Annotated in this window: 16 protein-coding genes; 8 read left to right on the forward strand and 8 right to left on the reverse strand. The window is 71.8% G+C overall.

The window, feature by feature from the left end:
• Positions 1 to 88 precede the first annotated feature (88 nt).
• Entirely contained in the window at positions 89 to 1,837 is a 1,749-nt protein-coding gene (locus BJ998_RS32765; RefSeq protein WP_184867183.1) for an ABC transporter substrate-binding protein, read from the forward strand.
• Between the two features lie 54 nt (positions 1,838 to 1,891).
• Here the strand turns inward: BJ998_RS32765 and BJ998_RS32770 are convergent, their stop codons facing one another.
• Both BJ998_RS32770 and BJ998_RS32775 read right to left on the reverse strand, forming a co-directional pair.
• A complete protein-coding gene (locus BJ998_RS32770; protein WP_184867184.1) occupies positions 1,892 to 2,689 on the reverse strand; it encodes an Rv1486c family protein in 798 nt (265 codons plus the stop codon).
• A 29-nt stretch (positions 2,690 to 2,718) separates the two neighbouring features.
• Positions 2,719 to 3,198, reverse strand: coding sequence for a YcxB family protein (locus tag BJ998_RS32775; protein WP_184867185.1), 480 nt, complete (start codon positions 3,196 to 3,198; stop codon positions 2,719 to 2,721).
• 206 nt (positions 3,199 to 3,404) lie between these two features.
• Between BJ998_RS32775 and BJ998_RS32780 the strand changes: the two genes are divergently transcribed.
• Positions 3,405 to 6,269: an AfsR/SARP family transcriptional regulator gene (locus BJ998_RS32780; RefSeq protein ID WP_184867186.1), complete on the forward strand. Its 2,865-nt coding sequence runs from the start codon at positions 3,405 to 3,407 to the stop codon at positions 6,267 to 6,269.
• A gap of 74 nt (positions 6,270 to 6,343) precedes the next feature.
• Here BJ998_RS32780 and BJ998_RS32785 read toward each other — a convergent pair whose 3' ends face one another.
• Complete coding sequence (locus tag BJ998_RS32785; protein ID WP_184867187.1) at positions 6,344 to 7,123, reverse strand: nucleotidyltransferase domain-containing protein; 780 nt, start codon at positions 7,121 to 7,123, stop codon at positions 6,344 to 6,346.
• Positions 7,124 to 7,192: 69 nt separating this feature from the next.
• On the opposite strand from BJ998_RS32785, the gene BJ998_RS32790 reads away from it, so the two are divergent.
• Positions 7,193 to 8,596, forward strand: coding sequence for a sigma 54-interacting transcriptional regulator (locus BJ998_RS32790; RefSeq protein ID WP_184867188.1), 1,404 nt, complete (start codon positions 7,193 to 7,195; stop codon positions 8,594 to 8,596).
• The gene (locus tag BJ998_RS32795) at positions 8,596 to 10,551 is read left to right on the forward strand and encodes a VWA domain-containing protein (protein ID WP_184867189.1); all 1,956 of its coding nucleotides are present in this window, start codon (positions 8,596 to 8,598) and stop codon (positions 10,549 to 10,551) included. Before BJ998_RS32790 ends, BJ998_RS32795 begins: the two co-directional genes overlap by 1 nt.
• Before the next feature lie 127 nt (positions 10,552 to 10,678).
• On the opposite strand, the gene BJ998_RS32800 is transcribed toward BJ998_RS32795, so the two are convergent.
• Positions 10,679 to 11,179: an FBP domain-containing protein gene (locus BJ998_RS32800; RefSeq protein WP_184867190.1), complete on the reverse strand. Its 501-nt coding sequence runs from the start codon at positions 11,177 to 11,179 to the stop codon at positions 10,679 to 10,681.
• 219 nt (positions 11,180 to 11,398) lie between these two features.
• On the reverse strand, positions 11,399 to 12,085 hold the full coding sequence (locus BJ998_RS32805; RefSeq protein WP_312890438.1) for a dienelactone hydrolase family protein: 687 nt from the start codon (positions 12,083 to 12,085) through the stop codon (positions 11,399 to 11,401).
• Positions 12,086 to 12,233: 148 nt separating this feature from the next.
• Here BJ998_RS32805 and BJ998_RS32810 point away from each other — a divergent pair, with 148 nt between their 5' ends.
• The 3 genes from BJ998_RS32810 (at position 12,234) to BJ998_RS32820 (ending at position 15,923) form a co-directional block, all read left to right on the forward strand.
• Positions 12,234 to 14,162, forward strand: a complete 1,929-nt coding sequence (locus tag BJ998_RS32810; RefSeq protein ID WP_184867192.1) for a DUF6541 family protein — start codon at positions 12,234 to 12,236, stop codon at positions 14,160 to 14,162.
• A 59-nt stretch (positions 14,163 to 14,221) separates the two neighbouring features.
• Entirely contained in the window at positions 14,222 to 15,460 is a 1,239-nt protein-coding gene (gene mshC / locus BJ998_RS32815; protein ID WP_184867193.1) for a cysteine--1-D-myo-inosityl 2-amino-2-deoxy-alpha-D-glucopyranoside ligase, read from the forward strand.
• Between the two features lie 160 nt (positions 15,461 to 15,620).
• Entirely contained in the window at positions 15,621 to 15,923 is a 303-nt protein-coding gene (locus tag BJ998_RS32820; RefSeq protein WP_184867194.1) for a DUF1540 domain-containing protein, read from the forward strand.
• Here BJ998_RS32820 and BJ998_RS32825 read toward each other — a convergent pair.
• Complete coding sequence (locus BJ998_RS32825) at positions 15,908 to 16,660, reverse strand: class I SAM-dependent methyltransferase (protein WP_184867195.1); 753 nt, start codon at positions 16,658 to 16,660, stop codon at positions 15,908 to 15,910. The two genes, BJ998_RS32820 and BJ998_RS32825, sit on opposite strands and share 16 nt — an antisense overlap.
• A 113-nt stretch (positions 16,661 to 16,773) precedes the next feature.
• Between BJ998_RS32825 and BJ998_RS32830 the strand changes: the two genes are divergently transcribed.
• On the forward strand, positions 16,774 to 18,330 hold the full coding sequence (locus BJ998_RS32830) for an ATP-binding protein (RefSeq protein WP_184867196.1): 1,557 nt from the start codon (positions 16,774 to 16,776) through the stop codon (positions 18,328 to 18,330).
• Between the two features lie 34 nt (positions 18,331 to 18,364).
• Here the strand turns inward: BJ998_RS32830 and BJ998_RS32835 are convergent, their stop codons facing one another.
• Positions 18,365 to 19,456, reverse strand: a complete 1,092-nt coding sequence (locus tag BJ998_RS32835) for a phospholipase D-like domain-containing protein (RefSeq protein ID WP_184867197.1) — start codon at positions 19,454 to 19,456, stop codon at positions 18,365 to 18,367.
• An 81-nt stretch (positions 19,457 to 19,537) separates the two neighbouring features.
• A complete protein-coding gene (locus tag BJ998_RS32840) occupies positions 19,538 to 22,459 on the reverse strand; it encodes an AfsR/SARP family transcriptional regulator (protein WP_184867198.1) in 2,922 nt (973 codons plus the stop codon).
• Positions 22,460 to 22,897: the final 438 nt, after the last annotated feature.

Here is a 22,897-nt window from a genome sequence, read left to right on the forward strand (position 1 = left end):
CGCCAAATTGCCGAGTGGCCCTCGACCACCGGTCCGGGATTCTGGTGAACTCGTCCAACCCTGCGGCAGACGAGGAGTGGACCAGATCATGCAGAGAAAGCGGACCATGGTGGCGGTCGCCGCCGCCGCCGCCCTCGCCACGGGCCTGAGCGCCTGCGGTGGTTCCGGATCGAACGGCTCGAACGGCGGTGGCGCGCAGTTCAACGCCGCCGTCGGCAAGGTGTTCGAGCAGTCCGACGCCAAGGGCGGCGTCATCCGAATGGCCAACTCGGGCGACTGGGACTCGTTGGATCCGGCCGACTCCTACTACAGCTACGAGTGGGACTTCGCCCGGCTGTTCGGGCGCAGCCTGCTCACCTTCGCCCCCGCGCCCGGCTCCGGCGGCACGAAGCTGGTGCCGGACCTGGCCACCGACCTGGGCAAGGCCAGCGACGGCGACAAGACCTGGACCTACCACATCCGCACCGGCGTGAAGTTCGAGGACGGGGTCACGGTCACGTCCAAGGACGTCAAGTACGCGGTGGAGCGGTCGCTGGACAAGACCGTCTTCCCCGACGGGCCGACGTACTTCAACGACTACCTCGACCTCAGGGGCTACACCTCGCCGTACAAGGACCCGTCGCCGGACAAGCTGGGCCTGCAGGCCATCGAGACCCCGGACGACACCACGATCGTCTTCCATCTGAAGCAGCCGTTCGCCGCGTTCGACTACTTCGCCATGCTGCCGTCGACCATGCCGGTCGAGGCGGCCAAGGACACCGGCAGCGACTACAAGAAGCACGTGCTGTCCACCGGGCCGTACAAGTTCGCCGAGAACAACCTGGGCAAGAACTTCAAGCTGGTCCGCAACGACCAGTGGGACCAGAAGACGGACCCGATCCGCAAGGCGCTGCCCGACGAGTTCGACGTCTCGCTGAACACCAACGCCGACGACATCGACCAGCGGCTGCTGGCCGGCGACCTGGAGTTCGACGTCACCGGCGTGGGCGTGCAGGCCGCCGCCCAGGGCAAGGTCCTGGCCGACCAGCGGCTCAAGGCCAACGCCGACAACCCGTCCAGCGCCCGGCTCTGGTACACCGCGATCAACGGCGACGTCGCCCCGCTGGACAACATCCACTGCCGGCGCGCCGTGGAGTACGCCGCCGACAAGGCGTCCTACCAGGCCGCGTACGGCGGCACGATCGGCGGCGACATCGCCACCAACCTGGAGCCGCCGGTCATCCCGGGCGCCAAGAAGTTCGACCCCTACCCGTCCGCCGGCAACACCGGCGACGAGGCCAAGGCCAAGCAGGAGCTGCAGGCCTGCGGGCAGGCGGACGGCTTCAGCACCAACATCTCCTACCGCGCCGAGCGGCCGCGGGAGAAGGCCACCGCCGAGGCGCTGCAGCAGTCGCTGGCCAAGGTCGGCATCAAGCTGACGATCAAGCCGTTCCCGCAGGGCGACTACGGCAAGCTGTACGCCGGCAAGCCCGACTACGCCAGGAACAACCAGCTCGGCCTGATGGTCTACGGCTGGCAGGCGGACTGGCCGGAGGGCTTCGGCTACTTCAGCCAGATCGTCGACAGCCGCGTCATCCGCGCCTCCGGCGGCAACAGCAACCTCGGCGTGAAGGACCCCGAGGTCGACGCCCTGGTGGACAAGGCCGCCGTCACCGAGGACAACACCGCCCGGCAGCAGATCTGGGGCCAGGTCGACCAGAAGGTCATGGACGACGCCTACATCCTGCCCGGCCTGGTCGCGAAGTCGTTGCTGTACCGGTCGTCCAAGGTGACGAACCTGTTCGTGTCCGACGGTTACGGCATGTACGACTACGTCGCCGTCGGTGTGAAGAAGTAGTGCCGAGGGGGACCGGCCACCGGCCGGTCCCCTTGCACAGCAGCCGATCCAGCCTTACCGGCTCTTGTTGGCGTGTTCCCCCAACACCCGCACGGCCTCGTCCACCGCGGCGCACCGAGCCCGGCGGACGGCGTCGATGAGCGGCCGCAGCGCCTCTTCCCGCGCCCGAGTCGCCGACGCCGACATGGCCCCGCCCGGGGCGTCACCCGAAGCGACCTCAAGGATCGCGGCGACCTCCGCGGCCCGCTGCAACACCCGCAGCGACCGCGGCGGCATGCCGTTCGGCCACGCCGGCAGCGGCTGGGAGGCGATCACCGCCTCGATCTCCTTGCGCACGTTCGGGCGATGCCGCGCGACGTCCAGGTCCACGAGCGTGCTCGCGGCCTCGCGCATGGCGCCGGCCAGCGCGTGCTCGGCCTCGCCGAGCGGGATGTGCTCGGGTGGCGTGATCTCCGGCAGGTCGAACACCGTCCAGCGGATCACCTGATCGGCGACCAGCCGCGGCACGATGCCCAGACCGGCGTCCGGCAGCACCACGGCCTGCCCGGCCCGCACGGCGGTCGCGCTCAGCGGCCCGTTGCCGCCCAGCCCCCGGGTGTCGCCGGGCACCGGCAGCACCAGCCGGCCGTCGCCGGCCTGGGTGCGCCGCAGCGCCGCGAGCAGCATCGCGGGCGCGGCCGGCATCTCGTCGGGGCCGGGAAGGTCGAGCGCCGTCGCGGTGCCGTCGTCGTCGGCGACCACCTCGTGCAGCTCGGCCCAGATCTGGAGGGCGTCCAGGACGTCGTCGGCCGCGGCCGCGCCATGCAGCCAGGCAGACGTCCAGACGACCAGCGTCGCACTCGGACAGGACACGCCTACCGACATTACAGACGCGGTCCGGATCAACCGGTCGGACCCACCCGCCGGATCAACAGTTCGCGGAACATGTGCTCATCGGACGGGAGCGCGAAAGCCCGGTGCGGCACGGCGTACACCGGTCCGTGGGCGCGGGCGCCGAGCCGCAGCACGATGCCGTGCTCGGTCTCGTGCCAGCTCTGCAGCGACGACCACACCAGCTCGTCGGGCAGCCCGGTGCCGTGCATGCGCAGCGCGTGCTCGTCGGCGGTGGCCCGCACGCGCTGGTTCGCGGACAGCGTGTCCCGGTAGAGCAGGCTGGCCTGCCACGGCACCCCGATGGCCACCGCGGCGGCCGCCACCAGGCTCAACAGCGCCGCCGAGGTGTTGTCGGCGAGCAGCAGGACGGCCGCCAGGATCACCAGGCAGACCGCGAACGCGGGAGCCCACCGGACGGCGGGCGCGACGGCGCGCAGGGCGTCGCGCCGATCGGCCGCTTCCGGCTCCCAGGAGAACTCGACGCGCACGGGCGCCTCCGTAATCTACGTCACACTGCGGGTGCGACAGTCTGCTCCGGAAGAGTGATCGATTGCCACTTCGGCGCGCCGGGCGGTTGTCCAGGTTCGCCGAGCGTCATCGACGCCCACCGTCCGTAATAGAACTGACAACGGTTCGCATTCTCTTTCGCGCTGTATGCTCCCGGCGCGGCTCTGCTGGGGCAGGTGGTGGAAAGGTGCACGCGGCGAACGGGGTTCCGCTGCGGGTCGAGGTGCTGGGACCGGTGCGGGCGCTTCTCGGGGATCGCGAGATAGCACTGGGTCCCCCGATGCAGCGCGCCCTGCTGGCGCTGCTCGCGCTGCGGGCGAATCGCGCCGTCGGACGCACGGAGCTGGTCGATGCCCTGTGGGGCGACGACCCGCCGACCACCGCGGGCGGCAGTGTCTCCACCTACCTCTCGGCCCTGCGCCGGGCCCTGGAACCCGATCGGCCCAGCCGCGCGCCGAGCGCGCTACTGGTCTCCGCGGGCGCGAATTCCGGCTACATGCTCCGGCTCGAACCTGGCGCCCTGGACTGTGATCGGGCCGACCAGCTGCGCGAACGGGCAAGAATCGCGCGAAGTTCAGGCGATCTTCACGGGGCGGTCGTCCAGCTGCAGTCGGCGCTGCGGCTGTGGCGGGGGCTCCCGTTCGACGGCATCTCCTGCCCGTTCGTCGCCGGCGAGCGGGCCCGGGTGGACGAGCTGCGGCTGGCCACCGTCGAATCGCTGGCCGATGCCCTGATCGCGCTGGGCCGCAATGACGACGCCGTGGCCGAGCTGTCGCCGGTCGTGCGCCAGCAGCCGCTGCGGGAACGGCCGCGGGCGCTGCTGATGACCGCCCTCTACGGCGCCGGCCGCAAGGCCGACGCGCTGGAGGTCTTCGAGGACGCCAGACGCGTGCTGGTCGACGAGCTGGGCATCGAACCGGGTCCCGAGCTGCGGGACCTGCACCGCGACCTGATCGCCGACAAGCCGGCCGCGCCGGCCCCGACCGCCGCACCGATCAGCAGCGGCGTCGCCTCCATCCCCAAGCCGGCCCAGCTGCCGCACGACGTTCCCGGCTTCACCGGTCGCGTCCGGGAACTGGCGCAGCTGGAGGAAGTTCTGGTCGGCGGTGACCGGACCGTCGCCGTGATCTCCGCGATCGACGGCAGCGGCGGCATCGGCAAGACGGCGCTGGCCGTGCACGTCGCGCATCGCGTCGCCGAGCAGTTCCCCGACGGGCAGCTCTACGTCAACCTGCGCGGCTTCGACCCGCAGCAGCCGCCGCTGCAGCCCGCCGCCGCGCTCGGGCAGCTGCTGCGCGGGCTCGGCGTGGAGGCCTCGGCGATCCCGGCCGAGACCGACGAGCAGGCCGGGCTGTACCGGAGTTTGATCGCCGGCAAGCGCATGCTCGTGCTGCTGGACAACGCCGCCAGCACCGACCAGGTGCGGCCGCTGCTGCCGGGCAGCCCCAGCTGCTCGGTGATCGTGACCAGCCGCAGCCGGCTCGGCGGCCTGGTGGCCCGCGACGGGGCGCACCGCGTCACGCTGGACGTGCTCGACGAGCGCGAATCCGTGCAGATGCTGGCGGCCGGCGTGGGGAAGGCGCAGATCGAGGCGCAGCCGGAGGCCGCCGCCGAGCTGGCGCGGCTGTGCGGGCACCTGCCGCTGGCGCTGCGGATCGCCGCCGCACAGCTCAACGACCGTCCGCACCTGGACCTCGACGACCTGTGCCAGGAGCTCGCCGACGAGCGGGCCCGGCTGGACGTGCTCGCCGTCGACGACGAGAGCACCGCCGTGCGGGCGGTCTTCTCCTGGTCGTACCACGCGTTGAAGCCGGAGCCGGCCCGCATGTTCCGGATGCTGGGGCTGCACGCCGGCACCGAGATCAGCGTCGCCGCGGCGGCCGCGCTGGCCAACGTGCCGGTGGTGCGGGCGCGGCGGCTGCTCGACGTCGTCGCCAGCGGGCACCTGCTGGAGGGCGTCGGCCGCGACCGATACCGATTCCACGACCTGCTGCGCGTCTACTCCGCCGAGTGCGCCGCCGAGCACGACAGCCGGGCCGAGCGGATCGGCGCCGTCAGCCGGCTGCTGGACTTCTACCTGCACACCGCCAACACCGTCGACGAGATGCTCGCGCCGTTCCGGCGGCGCTCCGAGCTGCCGCCGCCCGTGCCCGGCGGGCAGCCGGCGACCTTCGTCGACAGCAGCGCCGCGCTGGCGTGGTGCGAGACCGAGCTGGCCAACCTGGTCGCCGCCACCGCGCAGGCCGCCGAGCTCGGCGACACCTACCACGCCACCGGCATCCCCGGCGCCATGTGGGCGTTCTTCGCGCTGCGCACGCCGTGGCCCGAGTGGATCACCAGCCACCAGACCGGGATCGGCGCCGCCGTCGCCGCAGGCGACCGCTACGGCGAGGTGCGGCTGCTGATCGGGCTCGGCTACTGCTACAACGAGCTGCGCCGGCACATGCAGGTGCTGGAGTGCATGGAGCGGGCCCGTGTCGTCTACGAACCGCTGGCCGGCGGTCCGCTGGATCACGTCGTCGGCGGCGCTTTGGGGGCGGCGTACTTCTGGGCCGGTCGCGTCGACGAGGCGTTCGAGCTGACCAACCGCGCCTTGGCCACCAGCCGGGAGGTCGGCGACCGGTGGAGCGAGGCGTGGGCGCTGAGCCACCTCGGGTCGTACTGCCGGGTCCTCGGGCGGTACCAGGAATCCGTGGCCAACTTCGACCGGGCGCTGCGGCTGTTCGTCGAGATGGACGACCGCGCCGGCGCCATCAAGGTGTACCGGGAACTGGGGGAGGCGCACCGCCACTTCGGCAAGCTCGACCGCGCCGCCGACTGCTTCCGCGGCGCCGTCCGGCTGTTCCGGGAATCCGGCGGCCGGCCCGGCGAGGCGTGGTCGCTGCACGAGCTCGCCAGCGTGCTGCACGAGGACGGCCGGCTCGACGAGGCCAAGGAGTCCTGGGAGCAGTCGCTGGCCATCCTGGAGCAGGTCGGCGATCACCGGGTGGAGCAGGTGCGCCGCCGGCTGGCCGCCATCGACGCCGCCGCCGGCGTTCGGCGTTCGAGGTAAGCTCGGTTCCCTACCCGTGTGGTGCCGGCACAAGCGGCCGACGGTTTCCTTCTCGCGGTGGAACAGCGGCGACTTCACCAACGACCCGATCCGCAGTCGCGGACCAGTTCCTTGGCGGCGTTGACGTCCACCGTCGCCAGAATGTGGTCGACCCGGGCGGCGAAGTCGGCCGGAGCGCCGGGCAGTCCCGCCGCCGAGGCGACCGCGTTCTTCTCCGTCGCCAGCCACACGCCCGCACGCGCGTGCAGCACGTGCACCAGGCACCCGATGCCCCGGAACAAGTGGCCCACCGCCGTGAACCGGTCGCCCCGGGCCGCCGGCGTGGCGGCGTTGTCCACGCTGAACCGCGCCTCGAAGCCGTAGGCCCGCTCGATCGCCTCCGCCAGCGTCGGTGGATACGGATCCAGCTCCGCCACCACCTCCGCCAGCGCGCGTTCGCGATCCTCCAGCACCCGGGCCGTCGCCAGCTCCGCGAGATAGGCGTACGAGAAGAAGCCCAGCGGATGCCCGACCTGCCGCTCGCACCGGACCACGCCCCGCCGCGCCTCGGCCAGCACCGCCCGGACCCGGTCCAGGTCCCGCCACAGCAGGTCCGTCTTCGTCCCGGGCGTCGCCAGCCACGCGCCGCCGTCCACCCACGGACCCCATTCGCCCGGCTCGGCAACGGTCGACCCCGGGTGGTCGGCGGCGATTTCGCGCAGGGCGGACAGGTCCATCTCGCCCTGCCGGTACACGCCGATGTCGGTGTCGGAATGCTCGTCGGCGGTGCCGCGGGCCCTGGATCCGCCCAGCACCACGCCGATCACGCCGGGCACGTCCGCCAGCCGCGCCGCGAGCACCCCGAGATCGACCATGTGCACGAAGTCTGCCGGTGGAGTTGCTCCACGTCGACCTATTTGCCCACGGCTATTAGCTTCGTAAGGGTGACAGTTGTTCCGACCCCATCCCACTCGCTGCCGACGACCGCGGGCCAGCTGCGCGCCGCCGGCTACGAGCCTCGCTCCGTCAAGGCCGAGCTGCGGGACAACCTGCTCGACGCGCTGCGCGCCGGGCGCGACCCGTGGCCGGGCATCGTCGGCTTCGACCGCACGGTCCTGCCCCAGCTGGAGCGCGCGATCATCGCCGGCCACGACGTCGTGCTGCTCGGCGAGCGCGGCCAGGGCAAGACCCGCCTGCTGCGCACGCTCGCCGGGCTGCTCGACGAGTGGACGCCGGTGATCGCCGGCGCCGAGCTCGCCGAGCACCCGCTCGACCCGATCACCCCCGCCTCCATCCGCCGCGCCGCCGAACTCGGCGACGAGCTGCCGGTCTCCTGGCTGCACCGGTCCCAGCGCTACACCGAGAAGCTCGCCACCCCGGACACCTCCGTCGGCGACCTGATCGGCGACGTGGACCCGGTGAAGGTGGCCGAGGGCCGCAGCCTCGGCGACCCCGAGACCATCCACTTCGGACTGGTGCCGCGTTCGCACCGCGGCATCGTCGCCGTCAACGAGCTGCCCGACCTGGCCGAACGGATCCAGGTGGCGCTGCTGAACGTGATGGAGGAGCGCGACATCCAGGTCCGCGGCTACACGCTGCGGCTGCCGCTGGACGTGCTGCTCGTCGCGACCGCCAACCCCGAGGACTACACCAACCGCGGCCGGATCATCACGCCGCTCAAGGACCGGTTCGGCGCCGAGGTCCGCACCCACTACCCGCTCGAGGTGGCCGGCGAGATCGACCTGATCCGCCAGGAGGCCCAGCTCGTCGCCGAGGTGGGTGACCACCTGATCGAGGTGGTCGCGCGCTTCGTGCGGCACCTGCGCGAGTCGCCGTCGGTCGACCAGCGCTCCGGCGTGTCCGCCCGGTTCGCCATCGCGGCGGCCGAGACGGTCGCCGCCGCGGCGCTGCGCCGGGCCGCGCTGACCGGCGAGTCGCCGGCCGTGGCCCGACCCGTCGACCTGGAGGCCGTGCCGTCGGTGCTGCGCGGCAAGCTGGAGTTCGAGTCCGGCGAGGAGGGCCGCGAGCACGAGATCCTGGAGCACCTGCTGCGCCGGTCCGTCGCCGACACCGCCCGCGGCAAGCTGGCCGGGCTGAACCTGCGGTCGCTGGCCGAGGCCGTGACCGACGGGCACCCGGTGGCGACCGGCGAGCGGGTGCCGGCGGCCGAGGTGCTTGCCGCGCTGCCGGAGCTGCCCGTGCTGCACGAGGTCGCGACGCGGCTGGACGTGAAGGCCGACCAGCCGGCCGGCTGGATCGCCTCCGCGGTCGAGTTCGCGCTCGAGTACCTCTACCTGAGCCGCCAGCTGGGCAAGGACGCCGACGACGAGACGACGGTCTACGGCTGATGGCGACCCCGGCACGGCGTTACCGCTACCACGAGTGGCTCGGTGGTGCGGATCCGCTCGCCCCGCCGCCGGATCTGCGGGCGGCGCTGGACGAGCTGGGGCGCGAGGTGATGGAGGGCTCATCGCCGCAGGCCGCGCTGCGCGAGCTCATGCGTAGGGGCGTGCAGGGCACCCGGGGTCTCGACGACCTGACCCGTCAGGTGTGGGAGCGGCGGTCGCAGATCCAGCGCCGCCACAACCTGGACGGCACCATGCAGGAGGTGCAGCGGCTGCTGAACGAGGCCATCACGGCCGAGCGGCGCGAGCTGTTCCCGAACCCGTCCGACGACGCCCGGTTCCGGGAGGCGCAGCTGGACGCGCTGCCGCCCGGCACCGCGGCGGCCGTCACGGAGCTGGCCAACTACGACTGGCAGTCGTCGCAGGCCCGCGAGTCGTACCAGAAGATCCAGGACCTGCTCGGCCGGGAGATGCTGGAACAGCGCTTCCAGGGCATGAAGCAGGCGATGCAGAACGCGACGCCGCAGGACGTGCAGCGGATCAAGGACATGCTGTCCGACCTGAACTCGCTGCTGTCGGCGCACTCGGCGGGGCAGGACACCACCGAGCAGTTCCAGGAGTTCATGCGCAAGCACGGCGAGTTCTTCCCGGAGAACCCGCAGAACACCGACGAGCTGGTCGACCTGCTGGCGCAGCGGTCGGCGGCGGCGCAGCGAATGCTGAACTCGATGACCGAGGAGCAGCGGGCCGAGCTGGCGCAGCTGGGCCAGCAGGCCTTCGGCGACGCCAGTCTCGGGGCGCAGCTGGACCTGCTCGACGCGCACCTGCAGCAGCTGCGGCCGGGGGAGGACTGGACCGGCTCGGCCCGCTTCCGCGGCAAGAACCCGTTGGGGCTGGGCGAAGGCGCACAGGCCATGGCGGATCTGGCCGAGCTGGACGCGCTGGCCGAGCAGCTGGCGCAGTCCTACCCGGGCGCCTCGCTGGAGGACATCGACGTCGAGGCGCTGGTGCGGCAGCTCGGCCAGGAGTCCGGTGTGGACGCTCGCCGACTGTCCCAACTGGAGCGTGAGCTGCGCCAGCAGGGACTGTTGGAGCGGGCCGCCGACGGCAGCCTTCGGTTGACGCCCAAGGCGTTGCGGCGGCTCGGTGAGACGGCGCTGCGCCAGGTCGTCGACCAGCTGCGGGGTCGCGGCGAACGGGACAGCGACCGGGCCGGTGCCGCCGGCGAGCCGACGGGATCCACGCGGCTCTGGGAGTTCGGCGACACCGAGCCGTGGGACGTGTCGCGGACGGTGCGCAACGCGGTGCTGCGCACGGCTTCGAGTGGCGGTGGCCGGGTGCGGCTGGACGTCGAGGACGTCGAGATCGTGGAGACCGAGCAGCGGGCCCGGGCCGCGGTCGCGCTGTGCGTGGACACGTCGTGGTCGATGGTGCAGGACGGCCGGTGGCTGCCGATGAAGCGCACCGCGCTGGCGCTGCACCAGCTGATCTCGACCCGGTTCCGCACCGACGCGTTGCAGCTCATCACCTTCGGGCGACACGCGTCCACTGTGGACATCGGCGAGCTGACGGCGCTGGAGGGCGCGTGGGAGCAGGGCACCAACCTGCACCACGCGCTGCTGCTGGCCGGCCGGCACGTGCGGCGGCACCCCGACGCGCAGCCGGTGGTGCTCGTGGTCACCGACGGCGAGCCGACCGCGCACCTGGAGCCCGACGGCGAGGCCGTGTTCAACTACCCGCCGATGCAGCGGACGTTGGGCAAGACGCTCGTCGAGGTCGATGCGCTGGCCAAGCTGGGCGCGTCGATCAGCGTGTTCCGGCTCGGCGACGACCCGCGGCTGGCGCACTTCGTCGACCTGATCGCCCGCCGCAGCGGCGGCCGGGTGATCGCCCCCGACCTCGACGGCCTCGGGGCCGCCGTGGTCGGCGACTACCTGCGCAACCGCCGTCACCGCTGACCCCGCGAGGTCGTGCCGGCCTCCGGAGCCGCGGGCCGGGAAATCGCATCTGTTCAGCGATTTTTCCGGCCAAGGCGAAGAGGCCGGCACGACCTCGCCCTGCGCGGAACGCGCGGCACAAGCACTGTCAGGCGTTGTCCGTCAGCACCTCGTCCACGAACTTGTTCAGGCTGGCCATGGTCCGTGCGACGTCTTCGTCCACAGTGGACGTGAGTCGGGCGTTCGGCGTCGACGGCTTGCGCTTGCCGCGCAGATACAGGCTGCAGGCCAGGTCCGCGCAGATGTACGTGCCGACCGTGTTGCCCAGCTTGCCCGCGTTGCCGACACGCCGGGCGGCGAACAGCGACACGTCCGCCGCCGCGTGCGCGGTCTGGCACAGGGCGCACAGCGAGCTCTTGAGCTGGCTCGAGTGCGGCGCCGCCGCCCGCATCGCCAGGCCGACGTACTTGCCGTCGCGCGGCAGCACCAGGTAGGCGTTCGCCGGCGCCTTCGGATCGCGCCAGCCGAGGAAGTCCAGGTCGGCCCAGTCGACGTCGGCCAGGCGGCCCGGCAGGCTCAGCCGGCGCGCCTCGCCCTTCGAGCAGTTCACGAAGGACGCGCGGATGGTTGCTTCGTCGAGAGGTTCCACAGACCAGAATCCTGCCTCACCGACGCAACCGGGTTTCGCCCGTCAACCCCCGCGAGTCCCGCTCTCCGGCACACCGAATGTCGGTTTCGGACATACCCCCGCGAGTCCCGTTCTCGGGCGCCTCGGCGAGTTCCGCCCTCGGGCATTTTCCAGCGTGGTTGCGTGGGTGGGTGGGCCCGAGGACGGAACTCTCCAGCCCGAGAACGGGACTCGCGGGGGTCAGCGGAGGTGGGTGGTGAGGAAGGTGGTTGCCAAGCGCCAGGCGGCAGCGGCGGCCTCGGGGTTGTGGAACATCGGGGCGACGTGGTTGTGGAAGGCGTGCCCGGCCTGCTCCTGGACGTGGATCTCGATGTTGGCGCGGCCGGCGACGGCGGCCTCGACCTTGGCGACGGCGTCGCGCGGGATGTAAGGGTCCTGGCCGCCGAAGTGGAACTGCAGGGGACAGCTGATCCGGTCCAGCAGGTCGAGCTGGTCGGGCACGGTCGAGCCGTAGAAGGACACGACGGCGTCGGGGTCGGACACCGCGGCCAGGCCGTAGGCGAGGGAGCCGCCGAGGCAGAAGCCGAGGGCGCCGGCCTTGCCGGCGACCTCGGGCAGCGACCGCAGGTGCTCCAGGCTGGCGACGACGTCGGCCAGGCCCAGCTCGGGGTCGAACTCGCCGGCCACGGCCAGCGAGGCGTTGAGGCCGGCCTCGTCGTGGCCGGAGGACCAGCCGGGGTCGGTGCGCCAGAACAGGTCGGGCACGCCGACCACGAAACCGGCGGCGGCCAGCTCGCCGGCCACCGAGCGCAGGCAGCCGTCCAGGCCGAAGATCTCCTGGACCAGCACGATGGCGGGGCCCTGCCCGCCGGCCGGCAGCCACACCGGCAGGTCGAAGTCGCCGACGCTGTCCACGCGAGTCGTCACGGTGTGCGTTCTACCAGCCGCGCGGTCTCGGGTCGATAACGACCCGGGTCGCCGGGCAACGGCCATTCCGGAAAACCGTCTCATGGACGTACAGCCGGTTGGATGATTCGCCGGCCGATGAAGTCGGTGTGTGCAGGGGGGAAATATCATGAGCGGGGCGGCGTCTGCCGTCGCGTTGACGGCTGCCGTTTATCTGTTGGTCGTCATCGTGCCGGGCCTGGTCATCGGATTGGCGTCGGGAATTCGCGGGTGGTTGCTCGCCGCGGCGGCGCCGGTGCTCACCTATGGTGTGATCGGAATCTTCGGCCCGTTGGCGCCGATGATCGGTGTTCGGTGGAATGCGCTCACATTATTGACGGCGAGCGTGCTGTGCGCGGTGGCGGCGCACGGCGTCCGGCGGCTGTTCCGTATGCCGGACGCGGCCAGACCACGCGTGACACTGGATTGGCCCAGGCCACGGCACTGGATGATGGCTGGTGCGGTGGCCATCGCGACCGGAGTCGGGCTGCTGGCGATGCTGCGCGCGAGCGGCTTCACAGCCATCCCGCAGTGGTGGGACGCCGAGTTCCACGCCAATGCGGTGCGGTTCATCGCCGACACCGGCGACTCGTCACCGGCGGCTCTGGCCGCGATCAATTCGACGGGAAGCAGCAGCTTCTTCTATCCGAACGCCTATCACGTGTTGGACGCCACCGTGGCCCAGATCGGTGGCTGGCCGATCCCGCAGGTGCTCGACGTGAGCAATGGATTCCAGGTCGGCCTGTTCAGTCTGTCGATTTCAGTTCTGGTCGCGGAGATCACGAAGCGACCCGGCCTCGCCGCCGCTACGGCTCTTTTGGCCTGCGCGTTCACGCAATTCCCGTACGACACGCTCACGTGGGGTCCGCTGTTCCCGTTCACCGCCGGCGTCGCGCTGAGCCCGGCGTTCCTCGCGCTGCTGTCCCGGGTGCTGACCTCGCCCACCAGCGGCACGATCATCGCCACCGCCCTAGCCGGCATCGGCCTGACCGCGGTGCACCCCAGCATCACCGTCGCCGCCGCCATCCCGGCCGCCTTGTTCCTGGCCCAGCGCTGGATCCGCGCCCGAAAGGTGCCGGCCGCCGATCTGCGCACGCTGCTGCTGGTCGCTGTGGTCGGCGGCGTTGCCGGTGTCTTCCAGGTGCTGGGGGTGCTCACCGCCACCGGCGGCGCGGCCGTCACGTGGACGCCGGGCCTGAACGTGCCCGATGCCGCCGCGCAGTTCGTCACCGGCAGCCGGTCCACCGGCCTGCCCGCAGTGTGGCTGATCGCGCTGTGCGTCGCCGGCCTCGTCGGCCTGTTCCTGCTGGGTGGCGTGACCAAGCTGATCTGGTGGCTGCTCGGCGGCGCCGTGTTCGGCGTGCTGTTCGTGCTCGACGCGACCTCCGCCGCCCCGTGGGTACAGGCGATCACGCGGCCGTGGTGGAACGATTCGTGGCGGCTGTACGCGATCGGCGCGATGGGCCTGGTCGTGCTGGCCGCGGTCGGCCTGGTCACCGTTGCCGACCTGCTGTCACGGCTGGTGCCGCGGCTGCCCTCGGCCGTCGTGCTGGCGGTGGTCGCGCTGCTGGTGATCATCGCCACCAAGGGCCTCTACCTGAACCGCAACACCCAGCGGCTCGCCGTCGCGTTCCCCGACGGGCCGGTGGTCACGCACACCGAGCAGGCCGCGATGCTGGAGCTGGCCAAGCTGGCCCCGGCCGGGTCGATGGTGATGAACGACCCGTACGACGGCTCGCCGTGGATGTGGGCGCTGGCCGGCGTGCACCCGGTGTTCGGGCACGCCCCGATCTTCCCGAACGACGCCGAGGCGGTCGGCCCGCAGCGGCTGCACCTGTTCCAGAGCTTCAACCGCCTGGACACCGACCCGGCCGTGCGGGCGTCGGTGCGGGAGCTGCACATCCGGTACGTCTTCCTGTCCGACGGCTCGATCACCGGCTCGACCGCCGGCCACTCGCCCGGGCTCACCGGCCTCGACCAGGTCAAGGGGCTCAGGCTGGTGTTCCGGAATTCCCAGGCCGAGATCTACCAGGTCACGTCCCAGATCGTGGACGGCTGACTCGGCCGGTCGGACGGGGCGTGCTGACCGGTCCCGTTGCCACAGTTAGTGTCGGGGGCATGCAGACCTGGTCCTCAGTCCCGGTACCCCGGGTCCCCGGCACGCCCCGGCCCCTGCGGCTGTTCGACACCTCGACCGCGCAGGTCCGGCCGACCGCCCCCGGCGAGACGGCGACCATCTACGTCTGCGGGATCACCCCGTACGACGCGACCCACCTCGGCCACGCCGCCACGTACCTGGCGTTCGACCTCGTGCAGCGGCAGTGGCTGGACAACGGGCACCAGGTGCACTACGTGCAGAACGTGACCGACATCGACGACCCGCTGCTGGAGCGGGCCGAGCGCGACCAGGACGACTGGGTGGTGCTCGGCATGCGCGAGACCGCCCTGTTCCGGGAGGACATGGTCGCGCTGCGGGTGCTGCCGCCGCGCGAGTTCGTCGGCGCCGTGGAGGCCATCCCGGAGATCGTCGAGGCCATCGGCAAGCTGCTGGCCAGCGGCGCCGCCTACCGGGCCGACGACCCCGAGTACCCCGACGTCTACTTCGACCGGAACGCGTCGGGGCACTTCGGCTACGAGTCCAACTACGACATCCCCACCATGACCGAGTTCTTCGCCGAGCGCGGCGGCGACCCCGACCGCGTCGGCAAGCGGGACCCGCTCGACGCGCTGCTGTGGCGGATGGCCCGGCCGGGCGAGCCGTCGTGGGAGTCCGAGCTCGGCGCCGGCCGGCCCGGCTGGCACATCGAGTGCAGCGCCATCGCCCTCAACCGCCTCGGCGACGGCTTCGACGTCCAGGGCGGCGGGTCCGACCTGGTGTTCCCGCACCACGAGTTCAGCGCCGCCCACGCCGAGGCCCTCACCGGCAAGCACCCCTTCGCCCGGCACTACGCCCACGCCGGCATGATCGGTCTCGACGGCGAGAAGATGTCGAAGTCCCGCGGCAACCTCGTCTTCGTGTCGCGCCTTCGGGCCGACGAGGTCGACCCCGGCGCCATCCGGCTCGCCCTGTTCGCCGGGCACTACCGTCAGGACCGGGCGTGGACCTCGGACCTGCTGTCCGACGCTCAGGCGCGCCTGGCCCGGTGGCGCGAGGCGGTGGCGCTGCCGTCCGCTCAGGACGCCACCGACACCGTGGCCCGGCTGCGTGACCACCTGTCCGACGACCTCGACACGCCGAAGGCGCTGGCCGCCGTGGACGCGTGGGTCGAGCAGGCGCTGACCCACGGCGGCGGGGACGCCGACGCCCCGGGCCTGATCCGCACCGCCGTCGACGCGCTGCTGGGCATCGAGCTCTGACACCGCGGGTGTCCCTGGGCCTTTGCCCCAGGGACACCCCGGAAAGTAAGGGATTCTTCGCCTATTTGGTCGAGGCTCGCCTCATTCTCCTTCGCGTTGCGATCATGGTGGTGGGGTGGCAGCGTCGTTTCCGCCGAACACGACGCCATGAGGAGTACTCATGACCACCACGGAAATGCCCGTAGTCAGCGAGTGCACAGTCACGGGCTGTTCGTACAACCACGACGGATGCCACGCCTTCGCGATCACGGTCAGCGGCGAGCACGGCAGCGCCGACTGCGCGACCTTCATCCCGCTGGCCCGCAAGGGAGGCCTGCCGATGGCGGTGGCCCAGGTGGGCGCCTGCTCCCGGAGCGACTGCACGCACAACCGGGACCTGGAGTGCACGGCCCCCGGCGGCGTGCGCGTCGCGCCCGGCGATGGCGGGCACGCGAGCAACTGCATGACCTACGCCCCGGCGTAGCCGGCCGACCTCGCCGTGAACACCGCGAAGCTGGGGCTGCGGCGGAGGTCGGCCCAGAACTCCTCGCCACGGTCGTCGTCCGGGACGACCGTGGGGGCGCGCCGCACGTCGACGAGGCCGGCTCGCTGCAACGCGCCGTCGAAGGCGCCGGGCGGCCAGAAGTAGGAGTCGAAGGCGAAGGCGGGGGCGTCGAGGACCCGGACGGAGACGGGCTGCCGGAAGGTGGCCTTTGCGGTCTTGACGACGTCGTAGCCGTAGCGGCCGTAGGGGCCGGCGAGGATGTCGAAGTCGGCGTCGGGGTTCGGCACCAGCACGACGAGGGTGCCGCCGGGGGCGAGGTTCGACGCCAGGTTGGCGGTCATGCCGTCCAGCGCCGAGGGATCGTCGGCGTAGCCGAGCAGCCAGACGGCGGTGACGACGTCGAAGCGGCCGAGGACGGGCAGGGCGGTGGCGTCGTGTTGTAGGTACTCGATGCCGCGAGGCTGCTTGCCCTCGACGTACCGCGCGTACGCCAGCATCTCGGCGGCGGAGTCGACGCCGACGACCCGGGCGGCCCCGAGGTCGACGAACTTGCGGGGATAGAAGCCGGTCCCGCAGGCGACGTCCAGCACGGACTTGCCGGTGAGGTCGGGCAGCGCGGACAGGAAGGTGGCCTGCTCGGCCAGGCCGGTGGGAATGTGCTTGGCGCGCTCGTAGGTCTGGCCGAGCGCGTCGTACTGCTCGTCGGAATCCGCCATGGGCACGAACGGTAGTGGCAAACGACCCGCACGAACGGGCAGAGCCGGCCTGACGCGTGCTCACCCGTGCAGCGGATGCGCCCGCCGACTCCGCCCCGGCAGGCTTGTCGACCATGACCGACGGGCGGCAGCGGCATGTCAACCAGGCGCTCATGCGCATCCCGCGCCGCGCCGAGAGCACCGATCGGTACACGCTGGCCACGACGTACGTGGCGGCGGGATCGTTCTCGGCGATGCTGAACTCGGAGGACCACCAGATCCTGTACGGGCGCAGGGGCACGGGTAAGACCCACGCACTGCTCCATCTCAGCGACCTGGTCGAACGGACCGGCGACGTGGCCGTGTACGTGGATCTCCGCACCATCGGCTCCGCCGGCGGCCTCTACGCCGACAGCACGCTCACGCCGTCCGCCCGTGGCACGCATCTGCTCGTGGACACGTTGGAGGCGATTCACGAGGAGCTGCTCACCGTCGCGATGGAACGCGAGGTCGGCGACCAGGACGCGTTGCTGCGGGCCCTGGACGCCCTCGTCGACGCGGCCACGGCGGTCGAGGTGGTCGGCCAGGTGGAGGCGGAAACCCGAGTGGGGGAGAAGGAACAGCGCGGCGCCGGCGTCGAACTGTCCGTGTCCGCGACGCCCGGTGGGCGCTTCATCGCGGGGCAGCGGCGGTCCGTGCGGGCCGAGAGCCGGCTGCGGCGGACCGGCGTCGAGCGCCACCACGTGCTGTTCGGGCCGCTGAGCCGCGCCCTGAGAGCCGTGACATCGGCGATGCGCCCCGGCCGGTTGTGGCTGCTGCTCGACGAGTGGAGCAGCCTGCCCCTCGATCTGCAGCCGCTGCTGGCGGACCTGCTGCGCCGCGGCGTGCTGCCGGTGCCCGGCATCACCGTCAAGATCGCGGCGATCGAACGGCGGTCCCGGTTCTTCCTGCCCACCGGCGGCGACTACCTGGGCATCGAGGTCGGCTCCGACGCGGCGTCCGCGGTCAGCCTGGACGACTTCATGATCTTCGACCACACCCAGAACCGGGCGCAGGAGTTCTTCGGGCAGCTGTTCTTCAACCACGCCGGGCCGCGACTGGCCACCATGGTGCGGGAACCGCCCGCCACCGCGGAAGCCTTCGTCGCGGAGGCCTTCCGGCGCGGCGCGTTCGCCGAACTGGTGCGGGCGGCGGAGGGGGTGCCGCGGGACGCGATCAACATCGCCGCCCTGGCCGCGCAACACGCCAACGCCGAGCCGATCGCGCTCGCGGACGTGCGCAACGCCGCCAAGGACTGGTACCTGCGGGACAAGCAGAACGCGTTGACCGTCAACGAACCCGCGCGGCGGACGCTGCAGCTGCTCGTCGACGAGGTCGTGGGCAACCGGCGGTCCCGCACGTTCGTGCTCGACCAGCTGGGGTACGCCGCGTACGAGACGATCGACGAGCTGTACGACGCCCGGCTGCTGCACCTGCTGCGGCGCGGCATCGTGGACCCTCATCACCCCGGCCGGCTCTACGACGGCTTCGCCATCGACTACGGCTGCTATGTGGCGCTGTTGCTGGTGGGGGAGCAGACCTTCCGGGTCCGCGACCGCGGCGGCTGGCTCAGCTCGCCCAAGGGCGTCCCGCCGGACGGCTTCAGCCTGTCCAGGGTGGCGGTGGACCTGCCCGCCCTGCTCGGCGAGTGACCGGGTGTGCCGGAAACCTCCATTCGGTGTGCCGCTAAGCGTGACTCGCGAGTTTGGGGGTGTAGGCGTCGACCAGTTGGTGGATGTAGGCGGCGTAGGAGTCGGCGATCTTCGCGGCCGTGATGCGCAGCTGGTTCTCGGCGTTGCCCTCCGCGTTGGCGCTGAAGTTGTACGAGCCGGTGGCCACGGTGTCGTCGCTGACCAACACCTTGAGGTGCATGAAGTCGTGCACGGCGGTCGGTGAGTACGGAGTGGACTTCTTGCCGACCAGCTTGGCCGACACCGTCTTCCAGTCGGCCAACGCCTGCGCCGACGCCGCCGACTTGCTCTGCGCCCACTCGTGGGCGATCGGCCCCATCTGCCCGGCGTCGTACATGCCGGTCAGGTGCACGCCGGCGCCGACCGCCGTGGCCAGCGCCGACAACAGCGCGTGCGAGGTGATCACCATGGACGCGATCACCAGCCGGTGGCGCACGCCGGTGACCAGGCCGACCAGGTCGGCGTCCATCGCCGGTCCCTCCCCGGGAGCGAACGACCAGGCGACGGTCTCGTCGTCGATGGTGGTGACGCCACGGTCGCCGATGCCGGTGCGCCGGATGTCGCCGGACTGCCACAGCTGCTCGAAGTCCTGCTCGTACGCCGAGGCCAACACCGTCGAGGTGAACCGCAGGACGTTGTTCTCCTGACGGGTCCACGCGTCGTCGGTGAAGTTGGCCGAGCCGGTCCACACCCGCCGGCCGTCCAGGACCACGTACTTGTTGTGCATCAGCTTGCCGGACGGGGTGGTGACGGGCCGCAGCGCCACCTGGCTGCCGGCGAAGTGGGAATGCAGCCACTGCGCGGTGCCAGGTGGTGCGGGGTCGGCGCCGAGCGCGGCGAATCCGGTGGCCGGTTTGCTTGCGTCGTAAGCGATCCGGACGTCCACGCCGCCGGCGGCGGCGTCTCTCAGCGCCGACACCACGGGCTTGGCCAGGGCGTCGCCGAGGCGGAAGTCGTAGATCGCGATGTGTACGCTGGTCCTGGCGCCGGCGATGAAGGTGGCCAGCTGGGCGGCGATGCGGGACGGTTGGGCGGCCTGGCCGCCGTGGCCGGTGTCCCGGAGCAGCGTGATCTCGGTGTTCGTCATGGGGTCCATGACAGGCTTCGGACTGTCCCAACGGGACCGCCGGACGAGTGGAACCACCCGGCGGCCGTTCGGCTGAACCCTTCACCCGGCGGCGGTACGGCCCATCTCGACGAGCAGCTGGGCGACCTCGTCGCCCTCGGCCAACCCGTGCTCGGCGAGGATCTGCCTGGTCTCGTGCAGGCAGGCGGCAGCCCGGTCGGTCTGGCCAAGAGTGGCCAGGGCGCGACCCAGAGTGGCCAGCGCCCGCGCCTGGGCCCGGGCGAAGCCGATCTCCTTGGCCAGCATGGTGGCCTGGTCGGCGGCGGTCGCGGCGGCCTTGGCGTCGCCGGCCCGGAGGCGGGCGTCGGCGATCCGGATCAGGGTGTTGGCCTCGACGTAGCGGATGCCGAGTTCGCGGCTCAACGCCAAGGCGTCGACGTAGCAGGCCATCGCGTCCTCGGCACGGCCGGAGGCCTGCAGGGCGGTGCCGCGCTGCAGGAGGATCTGCGTCTCGCCCATACGGTCGCCGAGTTCGCGGTACAGCGTCAGCCCGAGCGCCCCGGCGTTGACGGCCTCGATGAGCCGGTCCACCTTCACGTACGAGTGGGTGAGGTTGCCAAGGGTGTTGGCCTCGGCTGAGCGGTTTCCGTTGGTGCGCTGGAGTTCCAGCGTCTCCCGGAACAGCTCGACGGCCGCGGCCGGGTCACCGTCGGAGTCGAGTGCCAATGCCCGCACGGTCATCGCCTCGGCCAGCAGGTGCGGCGAACCGTGCCGAGTGGACAGTTCGATGGCCCGGTCCACGTGCTCCCGCGCGGCCGCGCCACCGCCGAGCTGCCACAGCCCGCCGCCGAGCATGTACCGGGCGGCGGCCTCGGCCAGCGGCAGACCGGCGCGTTCCGCCCGGGTGGCAACGAGCCGGCCGAGCGTGACGATCTCGTGCCACGCGTAAGCCCGCTCCAGCAAGGGATCCAGGCCCAGCAGCACGTCGGCGACGAGTCCGACCAGCTCGGGCATCTGCTCGATCGCCTGCCGCAGCACGGAAAGCACGAAGTCGCGGTCCTGGTCGAACCACGCGTGAGCCTCGTCGGCGCCGGCGAAGGCGATGTCACTCGACGAGCGGGGGGTGAGCAGGTCGGCGATCCGATGACCGGGTCGCACGACGAGATAGGCGTTGCGCACGGTCGCCAGCAGGAAGTCCAGCAGCCGCCCCATCGCCGCGACGGTGTCGTCCTGCTCGACGCCGCGGTCCCGGGCGAACACCCGCACCAGGTCGTGGAAGCGGTATCGGCCGACCCGCGGCGACTGCACGAGCCCGGCGTCCACGAGCCGGTCCAACTCGTCCTCGGTGTCGTACTCGTCGAGGTCGAGCAGCGCCGCCGCGGCGGTCAGCGGCACGGTCTCGGCCTCCGGTAACGCCAACAGCCGGAACGCGCGGGCCTGGGCCGGCGGCAGCTGGTCGTAGCCGAGCCGGAAGCACGCCTGCACGTCCAGATCCCCGGCCCGTAGCTGGGACAGCCGCCGCCGCTCGTCGGACAGCCGCCGCACGCTGTCCTCGACGCGTGCGCCGGGCCGGGCCAGCAGCCGGCAGGCGATCACCCGGACCGCCAGCGGGAGATGCCCGCACAGCGCGACGAGATCGCGCGCCGCCTCGGGCTCGGCGGCGATCCGCTCCTCGCCGACCACACCGGCCAGCAGCCGCATCGCCTCGTCCGGCCGGAACGCGTCGAGGTCGACGGTCATCGCCGGCACCGCGGCCAGCCGCACCCGGCTGGTCAGGATCGCGGCGCTGGTGGGATAGCCCGGCAGCAGCGGCGTCACCTGGGCGGCGTCCCGCGCGTTGTCCAGCAGGACCAACACCTTCCGCCGGGCCAGCGTGGTGCGGTACAGGGCGGCGCGGGCGGCCTCGTCCTCGGGCACCGTGTTCTCCGGCACGCCCAGCGACCGCAGGAAGTAGCCGAGCACGTCGTGCGGCTCGGCCGGCCGGTCGGACGCGCCGCCGAGATCCACGTACAGCTGCCCATCCGAGAAGTGTTCACGGACGGCGTGCGCGACATGCACCGCCAGCGCGGTCTTGCCGGCGCCGCCGATGCCGTGCACCGCGCACACCGGCACGGCCTGGCCCGCGGGCGCGGTGAGCCGGCCGACGACCGCGGCGACCAGCTCGCTCCTCCCGGTGAAATCCGCGGTGTCGGCCGGCAGCTGCGCCGGGATCGCCGCGACCGGGGCGGCCGCCGGCTGGGCCGGGCGGGGGAGCAGGGTGGGGTCCGAGCGCAGGATTCGCTCGTGCAGCTCGGTGAGCCGGGGATCCGGATCGATCCCCAGCTCCTCGGCCAGGACCTTCCTCGTGTCCACGAAGACGGCGAGCGCCTCGGCCTGCCGCCCGGACTGGTACAGCGCCCGCATCTGCAAGGCGCGCAGGTTCTCCCGCAGCGGGTGCTCGGCGGTCAGCGGGGTGAGATCGGCGACGGCGGTCGCCCATTCGCCCAACTCCAGGTCCAGCTCGATGCGCTGCTCCAGAACGCTCAAGCGGCGCTGGATCAGGTGCTCCCGCTGGCTGTCGACGTACGGGCCGGTCAGCCCGGCCAGCGGCGTGCCGCGCCAGCGCGCCGCCGCCTGCGTCAACAGGTCGTGCGCCTGCGCAAGGTCGCCCGCTCGGCGCGCGGTCTGCGCGGCCGCCACCTCTTGTTCGACGTTTTCGACATCCACAGTGCCTTCGGGCAGCCGGAGAACATACGCGGTGCCCACGGAGACGAGCAGGCTGGGGCCGCCGGCGGTGCGGTGCTCGGGTTCGAGAAGCGTGCGCAGCCGGGAGACGTAGGTGCGGACGGCGCCGGTCGCGGCCTTCGGCGGATTCTCGCCCCACAGCGCCAGGATCAGCTCGTCGATGTCGACCGGGCGTTCGCCGCGCAGCAGCAGGACGGCCAGCGCGGCGCGCTGCTGCGGGCTGCCGAGGGTGAGCTCCTGGCCGCCCCGCCAGCCCCGGAGCGGTCCCAACACGGTGAACGCGAGAGCGTGCTCGGCCACCCGTCAAACCCCTTCCGACCTCGGTCCCGGCCCATCGTCGCACGGTCGTGGAGAAGGTGTGGAGACGGCGTTGATTGGCTGTTGATCCGGTCACGGCATGCTGAAATCCGACGGGAGGTGGATCGATGGGCGGCGGAGAGCGCTCCCATCGGACGGGTGAACGATCGGGCAGCGCTGCTCGGTCACGGGGGCAGGATCGGCCGGGTGCCGTCGCGCGGCGGACCCGAGGTCCCTTAAGACACCTGCGTGCGCGCCAAGGGCTGGCGCCGCGCTCGGCTTCCGTCCACTATGGACCTGCGTCAGCAGTCGAGGAGGCCGGCCGTGCCAGCACGATGGTTACCGCGTGCCGGTGACCAGCACACTTACTCGTCACCCGGTCGAGTGTGAAGCAGGTCACGTAGGCGAACCGGTTTTGTCGCTCGTCCGTGTGATGTGCGT

The organism is Kutzneria kofuensis, from assembly GCF_014203355.1.
Lineage (GTDB): Bacteria > Actinomycetota > Actinomycetes > Mycobacteriales > Pseudonocardiaceae > Kutzneria > Kutzneria kofuensis.